This window comes from Amycolatopsis sp. NPDC051061 (genome assembly GCF_040682935.1).
In the GTDB taxonomy this organism is placed as follows: domain Bacteria; phylum Actinomycetota; class Actinomycetes; order Mycobacteriales; family Pseudonocardiaceae; genus Amycolatopsis.
In genome coordinates this window covers 138,337-154,559 of the sequence record NZ_JBFBBZ010000005.1, presented here as the reverse complement: position 1 = coordinate 154,559, position 16,223 = coordinate 138,337, and the positions used below count along the sequence as shown (strand labels likewise).

Below are 16,223 nucleotides of genomic sequence, written 5' to 3'. Positions count from 1 at the left end.
ACGAAGACGTCCGAGATTCCCCGGGCGTAACACCGGGATCGCAGCCCCCCGGCAGGCCACGTCACGCCTCGGCCGCCAGCAGGAGTTCGAGCAGCCCCGGCGAGCGCGCGCGTATTCAGCATCCAGAGCGCACCGCCCCGATGCGCACACCACGGGTCGGCACGAGATGGTCGAGCGCCTCCCGCTCCAGGATCCCCGGTGACGCTCTCGTGGTAGCCGATCCCTCGCGCCGGGCTCGGCGCGGAGGACGGCCGCGAGCGCGTCGAGATTCGTCACCTCCGGTGCCCGGTGCGCACAGACTCCGCCGCGGCGGCCATCGACAGCAGGTGTACGTGATGGTCGTGCAGGCCCGGCAGCAGCGCGCCGCCCTCTGCGTCGAGGACAGTCTCACCCTGCCGCGAGCTGAATCCTCCCAGCTCCGTTACGGCTTCTCCGCCGACCCGGACGTCGACGAGCCGCCCGTCGACTTCGGCGCGGGTCATAAGCACGGCAACCCCCGCTCCTTCAGGAACCGGTTGGTGTCCGCGCCAAGCGCCGGAGCCGCCTCCGCGGGCCGGCGTGCCCACGATTCGACGGCGTCACCTGGCTCCTCGGACGGCGTCGGGATCATGGTCGAGGCGATCACGTCGCGCAGCGAAACGTCTACCGGTCAGGTCCCGCCCACAAGGCGGCAGGCGTACGCGTCGAGGGCGACGCGCACGCCGATCACCAGATCGTCGATCGCGTCGCCCCAGGGCACGGGCGTTCCGTCAGGCTCGAACGCCAGCAGGCCGCCCGCTAGTGCCGTGTCGTCGTCGGAGCCGACCGCGTTCGACCATGGCCCTAGGCGCCCGTAGGCCGTGATGCTCGAGGGTCATTTCACCCCTGATCGAGCGGCTTCATGGCCACCCGCCCCACGGGCACGGCCCGAAACGGCTCATCATCGCAACCAACCGTGATCGGCGGCCTTCTTAAATCCGCCGTCAATGGCCGAGTTAGACGTAGGCGGTGTGGTCACGAAGGCCCCGACGAGCAGGTATATTCACGGTATCGGAGACGGTTCTGTGGGCGGCCACGCCCATCTGTAACGAAGTTGTCGAATTTCAGCCTCTCGGCGTAACACCGGCGCGAACGCAACGACCTTACCGCCGGGAGGGTGCCCTATGCCTGACACGAATCGCCTGCTTTTCCGGATGATCAAGGACGACGACGGTTTCCTGATCACCGCCGCGCTCGTCGACGAACGCGGCGTGGAGATCGGGCAGCAGTGGTGGGAAAGATCGCTGAGCCGGGCCGAACTCCCGGTGCTTCCCGACCTCGGCAACGCTGATCAAGCGGCGATTACGCACCTCGGTCTCGAGCTTCGGTCCTTGCTGACCGGTGGCGGGCTGCGGCCGGCCTGGGCGCAGGGCGTGGAACGGGTGGTTCTCGACATAGCGGCCGACGAACTCGCCGAGATTCCTTGGGAATTCCTCGTCAACCAGCAGGACAAAACCCCGTTCACCCGGCGTCGCGGAGCGGCCGTACGGGCCCGGGTGCCCTACCGGCACGTGCTCGACGAGGTGGACGTGCCGATCAACGTGCTGGTCATCGTGGGTGACGACGACCCTACGGGCGTGGATGCCCAGGGGGAGATCGAAGCGATCTACCGTGGCCTACGGGGCGCTCCGTGCTGTTGGCACGTGGAAACGATCGTCAAGCCGAGCGAGCGGCAGTTGCGCGACCGGTTCGAGGACGTCCGGCCGCAGGTTCTGCACTTCATGGGACACGGGCACACGACACCGGACGGCGCCGCGCTCCGGGTCATGGCGGAGAGCGGCGAATGGGACCTGAACGCCCGGTTCGTGTCCCGGGCGCTGGGCGACAACGCCGATCTGCGGCTGGTCGTGCTCAACGCCTGCCGCACCGCCGCAGTCACGCCGGCGATCAGGGGGCTGGTGGAGGGCTTCTTGGCCGAGGCCTCGGCGGTCGTTTCCACGCAGGGTGACGTGACGTCCCCGGCAGCGATCGTGTTCGCCGAACGGATGTACCGGGAACTGGCGCACGGAAGAGCCGTCGATGTCGCGGTCGCGGCCGCCCGCGACGACGTCCAATTCGCCCCAGAGCTGCCGGAATCCGCCTGGGGCCTGCCGGTACTGCACCTTGCCGATGCGCCGGAAACCATTTTGCGCCATACCAAGAAATGGCAGCTCGACGAGGTCGTCGTCAGGTTCGACGAACTGGCCGAGGTCGCGAGCCTGGTCGATCGCACGGCGATCCGCCGTGACGTGCACCGGCGCGACAGCGGACTGATCCTCGTCACCGGGGCGAACAAGGTGGGCAAGAGCCTGGTGCTGCGCTCGTACTTGCTCACCAAGGTGGTCGGCGGCGGATCGGCGGTTTACGTCAGCCTCCGAGCGAACACCAGTACCGAGGACTTCATCCGGGAAGTCGTGAACCAGGCCGGACGCTGGCTCGATCAGTGGGCGACCGGCCCGTGCACCGAAACGCTCGATGCGTTGTCGGGTGCGGTAACGGGACCGGTCACCCTGGGCTTCCGTCCCGAGGACGCGTTCCAGGACGTCTACCCGGACTACAAGATCCTGCAAGCTTTGCTGCGGAAGCTCACGGAACGCGGCCCGCTCGTCCTGGTACTCGACAACCTCAGGCAGGTCGAGAACCTCGAACCGCTGTTCAAGGGCCTGTTGCGGCCGGCCGCGCTCCGACAGCTCGGCGGGGTCCGGATCGTGGCGGCGATCGACCCGAGCGACCTGCACGGTCTGGTCGCTGAGGAAGCGCTGAACCCTCGGGCGATCAGGGTACGGCCGTTCCGGACGAAGGACGCGGAGATGCTGGCCCGGGAGCTGGTTGCACGAATCATGCCGGAGCGGATCGATGACGACGTCCGGGACCGGTGGCAGCAGGTCCGGACCGGGATGCTCGAGTGGGCCGGGCTGCTGGCAGCCCAGGAAGGTGAGTTCCTCCCGGTGGAGCTGCAGCTGCGCCGGGACACGTTGCTCCAGGAAGCGGGGTTGAAATGACCTCATGGACGACCACGCCTCGACCGGCGCGCCGTGACCGCGAGCTCGCACTCCAGCTGTTCGGCACGTTCTCCGGAGAGAACCGCGCCACCCTCGCTCGGGCAGCGCTGCTCCGGATGTTCGACGAAACGACGTACCGGGCCGTGCTGCGCGCCGCGGGCGCGGTGGATCTCCGGCGGCTGCACGAACTCGGCGGCGTTGAGCTCCTGCCCGGGGGCGACGGGCAGCACCGCATCCACAGTGGACTGCGTGACGTCGCCTGGGCGTCGTGGTACACCGGGGCGGCCACTCGAGATGTGCCGGCCGGACTGCGTGCGTTCGCGCGGCAGATCGCCGGCCATTCCGATGTCCCGGCGGCGGACCGCTTGCGCGCACTGCTGTTGATCGACGAAGTGCTCGCGATGGACGCGCTCACAACCGAGTTCGAGGCGTGTGTGCGGCGCATGGACCTCGCTGGCTGCCGCAACCTGCTCGACGCGCTGGGCGACCCGCTGCTGCGCCCGCACGTGGGCAAGCGGCTGCTGGCCCGGTGCAACGAGCTCACGCGCGTGCTCACCGCGCGAGAACTGCACCGCAGCGCCTTTCTCAGCGCGGCCCGCTACCTGCACCGACCTGCCCTCGAAGCCGAGCTCGACCGGCTGCTCGGCGGCGGACCGCACGTGCTGCGGCTGGTCGGGTCCGGCGGTTACGGCAAGACGACCCTGCTCAGGTGGTTCATCTCGCGCCGGTGCGTGGAGCTGGGGATTCCGTGCGCGCTCATCGATCTCGACGTGGTCGACTCCGTCAACGCAGTCCGGTACCCGTTCCTGATCGCCCTGGAAATCGCCCACCAGCTCAACGGCCAGCTGACTGGTGCGCCGTTCGAGGAACTGCTGCGCGAGCACGGTTCGTTCCGGCGGTTGCTGATCCGGCAAGCCGGTGCTCTCGGGCCGGCGGATACGCCGACCCTGGGGACGGAGACCTCACAGGTCAGCGCCGAGGAAGTGCGGGAACGATTCCTGGCCGTGTTCGCCGATCTGTCACAGGACGAGCCGATGGTGATCGTGGTGGACACCCTGGAAGAAGCCGCCCTCCAGCAGGACGGCGATGTCGACGAACTTGCACGCCTGCTGGTGGAGCTGCGCAGCAAGGACATGGTGCGGCTGGTCCTGTCGGGCCGGCACACGCGGACCGAGGAAGGAATCCGGGGATTCCGGCGACTAGCCGCGTCGACACCACAGTGCCAGGTCGAGGCGTTCAGGAGTGACGAGAGCCGGAAGTACCTGGTGTCGACGCGTGGAATCGAACGCGACGACCTGGTTTCCGCGATTGTCCTGCGCGTCCACGGGGTCCCTTGGCAACTAGCGCTCTACGCCGACGTCGTCAAGCGGTACCCGACCATCACGGTCGCTGCCCTGAAGGGACTGGATCCGGGCGTGGCGTGGGCGGTCGACCGGGTGGTCGCCCGGATCCGCAGCGGAGTGGTCCAGTGGCTGATCCGGTACGGATCGATCCCCCGCCGGCTGAGCCGTGAATTCGCCGAAGAGGTACTCCTGCCGCGAATCATCGAATCCATGGCCGGTTCGGACCTCGACCACCCTGCGCGGGACCCGGTTCCCCCGGACGCGGCTCAGGTGTTCCCCACGGACGTATTCGACGGCGACTTCGACGCGGCCTGGAACCGGCTGGTCGGGTACGCAGCCCGGTCGTCGTGGATCTGGCTCACCCCGGGTGCACCCCAGACGGTCGAGTTCGAGGTGCCCCTGCGGGAAGCGATGCGCACGCTCGTCCGGGCGCAACCAATCCACGACGTGCTGCGTCGTGATGCCATCCGGTACTACGAATCCGTCGCAGAGCGGAGTGCCGACTGGGTGACACCGACCATCGAGGCGATGTACCACCGCTTCCGGCTCGACGGCATCCCCGCCGCCGAGCAGTGGTACGACGCGGTGGCCCGCGCCTGGCGCGACAACCGGCCGGACTGGGTCGTTCGGCTGAGCGAGGACCTGCTCGGCCGGGACTACCTCGACGACCGCGAACCGGTCGAAATGCGGCCGGGTCTTCCACTCGTCGAAGACGAACTGGTGTCCGCCGCCCACGCCGAGCGCGCCTGGGCACTGGCCACCATCGCGCGAAACCGGAACGCCTCCGGCGACGACCTACTGTGGAGCAAGGTCGAACGAAGTATCGCCGCGGTAGCAAATCTGCCGGTCGCACCCGGCCCCCGGCTCCGGCTCACCGCCGCGGACGCTGCGCTGTCGATCGCCAGGAACCGGCCGGACGCCGCCGCCCGGCTGCTGACCGAGGCGGACCTGCGGGGCATCGGCCCGGAGGAGGCGGCCATCCTCGACCGCCTGCTCGCGGACGCGCTTGGCGCTAGGGGGGATCTCGACGGCCGCCGGATGCACCTCATCGCCGCGCTGGACCATGCACCGTCGCTGGAATCGACCGCTGAGATCCTCGAGCAGCTGGCGGAGTACGAACTCACGGTCGGCCACATCGACCACGCCGAGGCGAGGTCCGAGCAGGCGATCGGCCTGCACCTGCCAGTGTCGGAGGCCGCCGGTCTGCGACGTCTGCGGGTCCGGGTCGCGATGGACATGGGGCGCCCGGCCACTGCGCTGCGGCTTGCCGACGCAGGATTCGAGCAGGAGCGGATCACGGCGTTGCTCGCTCTGAGCCGCGCGCCAGAGGCGGTGGACCTGTGCACAAAAGCGATGAACGAGGTCGCCGACCGCAGCCGGCACGCTGAGCTTCTGGTGCTTCGCGGCCTGGCGTCGGCCGAACTGTTCGACGTCGACCGGGCGCTGGACGACTTCCTGCGAGCCAGATCCGAGTACACCCAGGCCGTCGACAACGAGCGAGCGGGGATGGCCTGTGTCCGGGCGGCCGAGCTGATGCTCCGGAAGATCGGGAACCTCCGCGAAGCCGAACACCTGCTCGACGAGGCAATGGGCATGCCGCTGCACCGGGGTGGCGACGCATGGGGGGCCGTAATGCTGTTGCACGCCGAGCTCGACGGGCTGCGGGGCAACCGGGACTCCGCCGCTAGACGTGCCTCGTCGGTCCTCGACCGATTGGACGACACAACGCCGCCGAGACGGTTCGCGAACGTCGTTGTCGCCGCGCTGCTGGCGGCGCCGACGTTGGCGGAGAGGTGGCTGCCGGCGCTTACCGAGCGGCTCACCCGGATCACCCCGCCGTCCGCCCGGCTCGCTGCGTTGGGCGCCCTCGACCGTGCTCCCTGGACGCCGTGGGGCGCCCAGCTGGCCGCTGTGGTATTCGAAGGCTTCGACGACGACGTCGAAGCACAGCCGGGCGAGCCCGCGGACCAGGCCTGGCTCGACCTGCGCCGAGCGCACCTCCACCGCGTCGCGGGCCGGGAAGACCGCGCTGTCCGGCTCGCCACCGCAGCCACCGAGATACTGGGCAAGGACGCGTTCCTCGCCCGGTGGCGGCTTCTCGAGCTGGTCACGCAGTGCCGTCAGCCCGATCGCAAGGCGGCACCGGATCCGCTGTGGGAGACCGACTTCGCCCTGCTCAGTGCCGTGACGAAACTGTCTCACGCCGATCTGATGTTCGCGGACACCTCCACCCACCGCATGAGATTGGTCCTGGACCAGGCAGGCCGGGCTCTCGATGAGGGTACGCAGCGGCCGACCCGCTGGCGATGGCGGATCCTGGAGCTGCGACAGCGGCTCGCTTCCCGGGAGGGGAACGCCGAACTCGTGGAGCACTACCGGCGACGTGCAGAAGCCGCACTGGTCGACATCGGTCAGCGGGAGCAACACCGAGGCGGCGACCTCTCGCCCGACCTGCACCGCGTCCGCCCGGAAGTGCGGCTGAACGTCGTGCTGGAGCCGGCCGGCGCGCTGGTGGTCTTCGCCGACGGGCGGGAACTGCTGCGACTGCCAGCCCGACACGACCTGGTCGCCGCGGTCCGCCAGGAGGTCGATCGGCGTGCCAAGTCGCCCCTCGTCCGGTGGACCCGTGAGGCCACCCGCCGCTCATCGCTGCTGGACGTCCGGCGGCTACTGCGCGCCGGCTCGACGACGGGACGGTTCGACCTGCGGATCTCTGCCGATCCCCCGCTCGCGCAGCTGCCGTGGGAGTTGCTGACCTTCTCCGGGACGCACTTGAACGAGTTGCCTGACCTCAGGGTGATGTACCGCAGCCATGCCGCGTTGCGTGGTGACCAGATCCGCGTCCGGGTGCTTCAGGAGGCGTTGCTGGAAGCGGGCGCCGAGTTCGCCCCGGGCCCGCTGGACGGCTACCTCGGCCAGGAGACCCAGCGCGCGGTGACCCTCCTGCAATACCGGAGCGGGCTCACCGTGGACGGCGTCGCCGGCCCGAAGACCTGGAAGTCCCTGCGCGAGCGCACCATCGCTCGCCGGGCGCCGCATGTAGTGGTCCTGGAGCGCGAACCGGGAACCGAATTCTCCTCCGCACGGGGGTACTCCCCGGTAGGCGCCGACGACCTGGCGACGGTGTACGACCAGGCGGGCTGGGAGGTCCAGACGCTCCGTGGCGGCGACCTAAGCATGCTGGATATCGCTGTCCCGCCGGTACCCATCGACATACTGCACGTCAACGCTTCGATGGATGTCAGTGGCTCCGTCCCCTACCTCGACTTCGGCTCCAGCGACCTCGGCTGGTCGCTTGAACGCTCGGAGGACGTTCCGGTGACGGCTCTCGATCACGCGCTCTACCAAATTTCCTTACGCGGCCACACACCCTTGGTGGTGCTGGACATTGCCGCGTCACCCCGGGTGACGAGCGAAACCGTCCGGCAGCTTCTGCTGCGCAACGATTTCGCACACCAGCTCCTCGCACTGGGCAAGGCGCATTCGGTTCTGGTCACCGGGCTCGCCGCCGGTCCGGACGCGGCGGAGGCCCAGGCCCAGCTGGTGACCGCGCTGAGCAGACCGGGCGGCACACCGGCTGACGTCATCGAGGAGCTGCACGCCGGCCCGGGCGATCACCTGCGCAGGACCGCGTTGTTCACCGCACTGCGCCCCGACCTGATGCCGCGGATCTCACCCGAACGGCAGCGTCTCCGGTAGCGCCAGGCATCGCTGGATCTCGGTGCGGACGCGCTCGTCACCGAAGTAACCACAATGGGAAACCGACGGTTCCGTGACCGCGAACGGATCGGCGACGACGAACTTGCCCGCGTTCGACATGCCGGTGAACGGGACGACGAGGTCATTCCCGCTCGCGAAGAGCGCGTCGACGATCGTGTCGAGCGTCCGCTGCGCCAGGGAAGCGTCTTCCGCCGGCTCGTAGTCCGACGTGATCGCGTGCACTGCGGCCATCTGCGCATCGGCGTCGTTCAGGGCCCGCAGCGCTTCATCGGCGGGGTCCATCGCGGCCAGACCGTCCAAATCGGACAACGCACCGACCGCGAGCTGTTTCACCACCTCGAACACGCCGGGCAACGCGACCCCTCCGGCGGCGTCGGGGATGAGGGACAACAAGTTGGTGAACGCATCGACGAGAGAGCTGAGGTTCTCCGGGCTCGCCAGCTTCGTCCCAGCGTTCGGCGAAGCCACTTGCACGAGCCGCCGCATGCGGATCCGGTCGGACGCGGGCTGGCGGACCAGCTGCCGGGCGACCAGCCCGCCGCGCGAGTGGGTCACGACGTCGACTGTCGACACGCGATCGTCCGGCAAGCAGTCGAGCAACCAACGGGCGTTCTCCGCCGGTGTGGTCGCCACCGTGGGGTGGTCGAAGAGCAAGAGCCGACCGCGGTAGCCCGCGTGCCATTGCGCGAAGTCCGCATGCAGCCCTGTGAACGCCGCGGACGTGCTGAAGGTGCCGTGGACGAAGACCAAGTACGGTCCGGCGCCGAGCTGCGCCAGCCGGTCGGTGTCGACGGCGGCGCCTGCTGTGCCGTCTGGGTTCGCCGTCCTCAGCATGTGTGGGCGATGACGGCCTTCCCACCACCGAATGCCCCACTCGGCCAGCTGACCGGCCACGAACTCGACTGGGAACCGGAGCACGTGGAGTACCTTGCTGATCCCGAACCCGACGAGGCCGCGCCGGGCGAGCCCCGCCTCGGCCCCGCCGATCCCGAACCGGTCGGCCGGAATGTCGAACCGCTGCTTGCCGGCCGCCCGGCGCCCGTCGACGGTGTCGATGCGGGGCAGGTGCCAGCGGGCATGCCCGGTCGCAGTGTCGACTTCCAGGATCACTTGTCCCTCGTCGCCGCGTGCGGGTGCGGCGACCTCGAGCTGCAGGTGCGGAACCGACGGCGCGGCGCCACGGGTCTGGATGGCCGGAGTACCCGGGCGAGCACTCAGCCGCGGCAGGCCGACTGTGGTGTGCAGTCTCATCTCCGAGCTGTCGAGGGCATCGCCGAGAAGCTCGGCGACCTCGGCCGATGTGCCGGCCTTTCGGAGATAGGCCTGCGGCGCGTGTGCAGCCGCTTCGCGCGCTGGGGCTCGCGTGTCGCGGGCCCGTTCGGCTCGGCGCGCCTCGCCGCTGACATTCACGGCCCGCAGGCGGACGCCGTTGCCGAGGTCGACAGCGCTGCCGGCAGAAAAGTTCACCATGGTCGCTTATCCCTTCCACGTGATGGCCAGCAACGGATGTCCGAAGAAGACGTAGGCAAAGGGTGTGCTCTCGCCGTCGTCGATGCCGCCGCAACGCTGCCGGCGCAGGAACGACGCGGGAGAGCCGACTGCGGTGAAGATATCGGTGTAGAAATCGTCGGCGATCCTGCCGGCGACCACGTCGTCGACCTTCCACAGGGGAGCCACCAGTCCGCTGACGCCGATCTTGATCAGGGCCGCCGCCATGCCGGCATAGGTCCCGAAAACCTCGCGTCCCTGCGCCACCTGGCATGCGTTGAGGAACACGAGGCGCACGGGGCTGGTCTCCACACCCTCGACATCCTCCGGTGCCAGGTACTCCTCACCGTCGATCATCAGCAGGCCGTCCTGATCGCCCGCAGCGTCGAAGTTTCCGTGCAAGGCCACGTGGAGCACGTCCGCCGGGATCTCACCCGCCAGCGTCCTCAGGATCCGCTCGATGGTGGGTGCGACTTCCGTCGCGCCATATTTCGCCATGAGTGCGCGGCCTTCGGCTTCTGCGGCAGGCAACGCGATCCCGTCCGGGTACGTTCCGAAGACGATCGCCATCTTGTCCGCTTCGAAGGCCGTAAGCGGTGCAGGAGCACTCCTTCGGCCGAGGTAAGGCCACCGGCCGAGGATCGCCTGCGCACCCAGCCACGGGCGGTCCGGCGTCCACGGGACCGGCACTCGCGCCAGTTCCCAGGGAATGTAAGCGTCTTCGGTGACGAGCAATACCGTCGGCGGACCGCCGACGGCCTCGGAGGCTGCGCGAAGCGCGTCCCAAATCAGCTCGTGCACGAGGTCGCCGATCCGGCCGGCCACAGTCCTCAAGTAGTACTCGAGCGTAAATCGTCCTTCCCGCTGTTCTATCCCGCTGATGAACCTGCGGATGGTCTCGGCGGTCGTACCGTCCAGGTCGACGACCAGGGCCTCTTCGTCGCCGGCGACCTCCGGGTGCGGCGAACGAACGTGCCACAGCCATCGCCGTCCGTCCCGATCGGCGCCGCGTGCCAGGTAGAGCTCGACGTCGGCGCGGGAGGCGCCGGCATCGAACGACCACTCGACGCTCCGGGTTGTGACCGTCGTCCCGGCTTCCTCATCCTGCCCGGCCCTGGCGGCCACCCGGATCTGCCGCGACGCGGTACCGATGGGCTGTCCGCCGGCGGCGAAAACCGCCGTGATCATGCGGAACTCCTGCAGCTCGGGGCCCACGACGGCACACAGGCGCATCACCGCGTACGGGTGGGGATCCTCCGGCGTCACTTCGATCACGACGGTCGAAGCAGAACCGCCGAGAATGGCGAATCCGTCGTGGAACAAGGTGACAGCCAGCGTGAAGGCCGCCCACGTGACCCGGAGGGGTCCCGATGCGACAAGCGTGCTGTCGAGTTCCGGCGAAAGCCCGATCCGCAGCTCGAAGGTGTCACCGGGCTCGACGCTCTTCGGGCCTTCGAGCAGCGGATATGCGGTACGCACCGCGGGGCTCGCCACGTCCGCCCTCTTGGAATCAGCCCAAGACCGTTCACCGCGAGTTGCCGCCCTGATCGGGTATGCCCTCGCGAAGATCTTGAAGAGGACTGGGAGGGGGGCTGGAGTCCCCGGCGCGACGATGCGCGCTTCACCCAACCCGCTACCCGATTCGGACAGCCACCGAAGGACGTTGAGCCGGTGTGCGGGGCGTTCGACGGCACGCCGCACGGCGAGGAGCACATCCCTCGGCCGGACCAAGGACAACAGCCCACCGGCCCACACCGGATCGGCGCAGGTCACCACGGCGACCGGGCCGACCAGTCGCGCCGTGACCGCCCGCACGCCGTCGTGGGTCAGAGCGGCAACGACCAGACGCAGGCGATAGGTGCCCTCGCGGAGCCCGGCGATCGTGGCCGGGGTACGCGGCTGCTGCAGCAGCGTGTCGAGCAGTTCGGTGAGCAGGTCTTCACCATCGGCAGTGACCAGTTCTCGCAGTGGCGAAAGATCTACCGGAAATCCGGCCGGTCTGAGAATTGTCCGAAGGACTTCGAGGACGAGAGGAGTGGGCTCGGCTATGCCGGCCGACTGCACTTTCCCTGAAGCATCCGAAGGCACCTCTTCGAGCGCAACGACCGCACGCTCCGCCGCGACGCGGCACAAAGCGTCCTCGTCGTTCGCCGCGATCTCTCGCAGGAACCGCATATCGGCGTCATCGGCCCGCGCGGCAACCATGCCGAAGAAGTCGCGCACCGGCGCGCGCTGTTACACCGGCCGCCTTGTCGCACGCGTTGCCGTTGCGGCACCTAGGGACTGTTCGGTGCCCGGTCGGAGACCGATTCGTTCATCCGACCGGCCATACTCTGACGACACAATCTTTTCACCGAAAGGAGGTACCCAGACTGAGCTGGTCGCGCTGCGCGAGGAGCACGACCTCAGCGGTCACCAGCCCGAAGCCCCCCGCCACCTCCCAGGTCACCACGTCGGGTGCGCACGTAATGTGAGGCGGCTAACGGAGCATCGCGGGTATGAACGTGTTGGGCTGCCACTCGGCTGCAACGTCGACGAAACCGGCTCATCCACCATCGCGCCCTGTGTGTCATGCCACCCGGACCAGCACGGCGGTCGCTGGGTCGACGGCGTGGGCCCATGCCAAGGTCGGCAGCTCAGCGCCGGATAGTCCAGCGAGCTCCAAGGCGGCTTGCCCCGAAAGGTGAGCGGACTTAATGGACTGCCCGTTGGCGACGGCGGCGTAAAATTGTGCGGCATAGACGATGGCGTCCCCATCCTCGATCTCGTCGGCCATGCCAATGGCAAACGGGGCTACTTGTTCGACAAGATTGTCGATCTGAGCTGCGGAGTTGCAAGAGTTCAGAAGCACCAGCAGCGGCGGGTCATCGGTTGCCTTAACCGCCGCGGCGAACGCTCGGGCGGTAACTATGACGCCTTCGTGGTTCTCGTCGAGTTCGTCCTCGAACTCGATCAGGTCGTCGTCGCTGTGTCCGGAGAAGTGCACGACGTGAGGACGGAACTTGCTGATGCCGTCCAGTAGGTCGCCCGTGGTCGCGGCCGGACGCACGTCGAGCTCGATGTAGTCGCGGTGCAGTGCGGATTCGACTGCGGCACGGATTCGCTTCTGCTCTCGTCCCACACGCAGATCTCCACCGGACGCGGCGCCGAGAATCAGAACACGCAGCTTCTCCTGTTTGGGGATGGGCAACTCTCGTAGAGCGGTGTCCACGATCGCCTCCGTCTGACTCATGCGACGCTCCAGCGCCGAGGTTTCGGCAGCAGCTCGACGAGCGGCCTGCTGTTGATCGCGCTGGCGCCGCCGTTCGGCGGCATCAGCTTCGGACTGCTCAGCTTTGGCGAGTTTGCTCTGCAGGTCCGCCTCGGCCTTGGCGTAGCTGCTCGCTTTGTCTTGCCAGCGGCCGGCCTCCTTGCCAGCTGCCGCTGCTGCGTCCTCGGCACGTCCGGCCTCACGCAGCTTGCTGGACCGGGTGACGTCGCTCGCAGCCTTCCCTGCCGCCATACGTGCTTTGGCCGCTGCAGTGCGCTTGCCGGTTTCTTTGGCCCGGCACTCGCCTGCCTTCTTCTCGGCGGCGATCCGTTGCTTGCGCTTGCTCTCAAGCTGTCTGCGATACTGACTCGCGCTCACCCCGACCTGTCTACCAGGCACAAATAGACCACCGCCAGGCGGATACCCGATGTCGGACCTGTCAGGTCCGGCGAGCTACCCGGCACCGCCGGACCCAACGCCAAAACGGAGGTCAGAAGAGGTGCCCGCGGCATCAAGCCGTCGTACAAGTCCTGGCGCGACCGACCCGAGCTTGGAGCCGTCGCTGCCTGCCGGTCACGGTTCTACAGGGTGAACCAGTCGGCTGGAACCAGGGCTCCTTGGCCGTCCCGCCAACGTTGAATCACTGCGGAGCTGAAAACTGGCTGCTCGAGGTCGGCGTGTTCCATGGCAATCACCTGCAGCGATCCATTCGAGGCGCTGATGGTGTCGGCGATGGTCTGATAGACGCGCAGGAGGGCGGTCCTGTCGGATTCTTGGAACGGCTGCAGGGCCGTTCCCTTGTAATCGGCGGGAAAATAGACCTGCGAGGGCTGGTCGAGGATGAGAACCTGAGGCACCGGCCGGTCGTGATCGGTAAACCACTCGTGCAGGCTCAGAATGGTCGCCAGGTGGTAGCCCAGCCAGTTCTGGCCGCCTCCCATCTCCTTCAGGGGGACGGGGCCGGCGGGGGTATCGGCGACGATACTGAGGTGCCGAAGGTCAAGGCGCACGGGGGCGTATGAGTGTTCGAGGGCGAGCGCCCGAGCTTTATCGGAGATTTTCTGGTTGATCAGCGACAGGCTGCTGTTAACCCGATCAGTTTGGACATCGTCGCCAAGCGCTTCCTCCAGACCCTCGATGGCGGCGCGCATCTCCTCGCGAAGGTCGGGCGTACGAGGGCCGGAAGCGTAGCGTTCGGCGTTCTCGAGGAACATGCTGATACGTCCGCTGACGGATGCAGCGCGCAGGGTGGCGTCGTGGTAACGCGACGCTGTGCGCATGCCCGCTTCGAGGGCCTCTTGCTCGTCGCGGTTTGTGGCCATAGCCTGTCGGATTTCGCGGAGGATCTCTTCCTGTTCGGCGATCAGCGCCTGGATGTGGGGGGTGTCGTCGCTGACGAATAGGACACCGGCGTTGAGGTCGTCCAAGTCGGTGCGCAGCGCGGCGACAACCTCGTTCACGCCTGAGATGACGCTATTGCACACAGGACACTGGTTCGTCGACGCTTCAGGGCTGATGTCAAGCAGGGTGAGGGAGGTGAGGCGTTCGCGGTGGTCAAGTGCTTGAGCCATGAACTCGCTGCGTTCACCCAGCGCAGCCTTCAGGTCGGTGAGTCGGGCACGCGTCTGCTGGAAGGCGCCCCGGAGCCGGCCTCGTTCCTGGATGAGGGCCTCCAGCGGATCGTCCGTGTCGACCGGTACGTCGGGCAAGCCGGGCAACGGAGCAACGCTGGCTGCATTGAGAAGCTGGAGGGCTTCATCCAGCGTGAGGTCCTCCGTCGCCTGGGCTTCAAGTAGCGAGGTTTCGATCGCTTCCCTGACCAGCGCCCGCGCCTGTCCAGGAGCGGGAGTAGCGGCCTCCTGCTGCTGGAGGGCCCGCTCGTGGTTGCGCAGGTCAATCTTCATCTGCCGCAACTGTGCGCGCTGGACAGCCTGATCTTGGTCGACAGCTCCGACGAAGTACGGAAACACATCACGGATGGCCCTCGGGCCGTACTCCTGCCCCTGGGAGTGAAACAATTGTTCGGGGTTCGCTATCTCCATTTGGGCCTGGACGCAGAAAAACAGCGCGTGCCTAATGGAAGGGGACATCGTGTTGCCCCTCGTCGTCGGCAGACGGATCGAGAGATCGATGCCGGTGAAGTTGGCCAGGACATTACGAGCGGCGTCGATAGTGAAGGTGAACTGCATGTCCTCAATCGCGAGCGGAGCGGCTCCCTGCTGCTGAAAAGCCAGGCACATCCGCGGGAAGGGCGTGGTGCCTCGTTCCGACGCCGGCCGGGCAACGAACAGCTGCCGGTCGCCGACGACGATCTGGACAGCGAAGATGCTAACGCGCTCGCGCAAAGCTCCCGCGCTGATCGGATAGCCCCTGCTAGCCATGCAGTAGTCGGTGACACCCCAAATAGAACTTTTCCCGGTCAGGGAATCGCCAGTGACGATATTGAGTTCGCCGAGGTTGAATCTCAGTGTGCGTACCTGGCCCGGCTGTTTGCCGTACAAGGTCAAGGACTTGAGCTGCCAGGTCACGGGCGTACTCCAAGCAGGGTAAGAACTGTGGTGGTGGGCCCACCACTGGGCAGCCACCGGCCGAGCATGTGGGCGGTCTTCTGGATGGCGGCGGCCTCAGGTGAGCGTCCCCGGATTGTCGCCGGGATCGACCCGGCACGGAGGTCAAGTATCGATGATTCTAGAACGAGGACATCGGTTTGCAGGGCGAATAGCAACCCAGGGCGCACGACACTGAGGAGCCCGGGGGCATTGGCGGACATGTGGACCTTGACGGCCTCGTTGTTCTCCGCCCACTGGGTCATGCTGGCGGTGGCGCGGGGCAGCAAAACTCGGATCGCGGGTTGCAGCGCCATGACGGCGGCTGTGACGACGAGGGGAAGCGGGCACCCGGTCCGATATACCTGATGGTGCCCTTGGACGACGCGGGCACACACCAGAGCGATGAACACCGGATTGTAGAGAGCTCGCTCCTCCCTGCTCCACTCGATGGGAGCGCTCATCCGCCCGACACCGGCTCCAACAGGGCCATGAGGCGCGCTTGGAAATCGGGGTGCCAACCGACTCGAAGGTCGTCGGCGAGGATCTGGTACGAGCCCTTCGTCACGAACGGCTCATCACATCCGGGCCTGATGCGGAACCGGGCCTCTTGCTCAACCCACCGGTAGATGGCCCTGGCTTCGCGGACCTTGTCCTCTTCAGCAGCCTGTTCTCCCAGCTCGTCGCACAGAACATCGAAGCGGGTCGACCACTCCTCAACCAGGCGGCGCTCGTACCTGCCCAGCTCTCCGGGCCGGAGTAGGTTGTCGTTGGCCCCCCCCCCCCCCCGGGGGGGCGCCCCCCCCGAAAAACTGGCCGCCCCCGCCGCGAGGAAAAACAAAAACAATAAAAAAAAAAAAAAAAAAAAAAAAATATG

General features: G+C 67.3%; 9 protein-coding genes. 2 read left to right on the top strand and 7 right to left on the bottom strand.

Annotated features, from left to right (window positions below; all coding sequences use genetic code 11):
• Nucleotides 1–272 precede the first annotated feature (272 nt).
• Nucleotides 273–488, bottom strand: coding sequence for a hypothetical protein (locus tag AB0N03_RS08850; RefSeq protein ID WP_364367579.1), 216 nt, complete (start codon nt 486–488; stop codon nt 273–275).
• Nucleotides 489–1,142: 654 nt separating this feature from the next.
• Here AB0N03_RS08850 and AB0N03_RS08845 point away from each other — a divergent pair.
• Together AB0N03_RS08845 and AB0N03_RS08840 are read left to right on the top strand one after the other, a co-directional pair.
• Nucleotides 1,143–2,999 carry a CHAT domain-containing protein gene (locus AB0N03_RS08845; RefSeq protein WP_364367576.1) on the top strand — a complete coding sequence of 619 codons (1,857 nt, stop codon included), beginning with the start codon at nt 1,143–1,145 and terminating at the stop codon, nt 2,997–2,999.
• Nucleotides 2,996–8,041, top strand: coding sequence for a peptidoglycan-binding protein (locus AB0N03_RS08840; protein ID WP_364367573.1), 5,046 nt, complete (start codon nt 2,996–2,998; stop codon nt 8,039–8,041). The genes AB0N03_RS08845 and AB0N03_RS08840 overlap by 4 nt, the downstream gene beginning before the upstream one ends.
• Here AB0N03_RS08840 and AB0N03_RS08835 read toward each other — a convergent pair.
• The 6 genes from AB0N03_RS08835 to AB0N03_RS08810 all read right to left on the bottom strand — a co-directional run.
• Nucleotides 8,015–9,532 carry an alpha/beta hydrolase gene (locus AB0N03_RS08835; RefSeq protein ID WP_364367570.1) on the bottom strand — a complete coding sequence of 506 codons (1,518 nt, stop codon included), beginning with the start codon at nt 9,530–9,532 and terminating at the stop codon, nt 8,015–8,017. The genes AB0N03_RS08840 and AB0N03_RS08835 overlap by 27 nt on opposite strands.
• A 6-nt stretch (nt 9,533–9,538) precedes the next feature.
• Nucleotides 9,539–11,773, bottom strand: a complete 2,235-nt coding sequence (locus tag AB0N03_RS08830; protein WP_364367567.1) for a CHAT domain-containing protein — start codon at nt 11,771–11,773, stop codon at nt 9,539–9,541.
• Between the two features lie 346 nt (nt 11,774–12,119).
• The gene (locus tag AB0N03_RS08825; RefSeq protein WP_364367564.1) at nt 12,120–13,178 is read right to left on the bottom strand and encodes a hypothetical protein; all 1,059 of its coding nucleotides are present in this window, start codon (nt 13,176–13,178) and stop codon (nt 12,120–12,122) included.
• 203 nt (nt 13,179–13,381) lie between these two features.
• Complete coding sequence (locus tag AB0N03_RS08820; RefSeq protein WP_364367561.1) at nt 13,382–15,328, bottom strand: DUF3732 domain-containing protein; 1,947 nt, start codon at nt 15,326–15,328, stop codon at nt 13,382–13,384.
• Nucleotides 15,325–15,810, bottom strand: a complete 486-nt coding sequence (locus tag AB0N03_RS08815) for a three component ABC system middle component (RefSeq protein ID WP_364367558.1) — start codon at nt 15,808–15,810, stop codon at nt 15,325–15,327. Before AB0N03_RS08815 ends, AB0N03_RS08820 begins: the two co-directional genes overlap by 4 nt.
• Nucleotides 15,807–16,223: ABC-three component system protein (locus tag AB0N03_RS08810; RefSeq protein WP_364367555.1), on the bottom strand; the 417-nt coding region annotated here is incomplete at its 5' end. The genes AB0N03_RS08810 and AB0N03_RS08815, both read right to left, overlap by 4 nt.

Excerpts from the sequence above, each read along its gene's own strand:
- AB0N03_RS08845 (WP_364367576.1), top strand. The coding sequence starts at position 1,143 with ATGCCTGACACGAATCGCCTGCTTTTCCGGATGATCAAGGACGACGAC.
- AB0N03_RS08840 (WP_364367573.1), top strand. The coding sequence starts at position 2,996 with ATGACCTCATGGACGACCACGCCTCGACCGGCGCGCCGTGACCGCGAG.
- AB0N03_RS08835 (WP_364367570.1), bottom strand. The coding sequence starts at position 9,532 with ATGGTGAACTTTTCTGCCGGCAGCGCTGTCGACCTCGGCAACGGCGTC.
- AB0N03_RS08815 (WP_364367558.1), bottom strand. The coding sequence starts at position 15,810 with ATGAGCGCTCCCATCGAGTGGAGCAGGGAGGAGCGAGCTCTCTACAAT.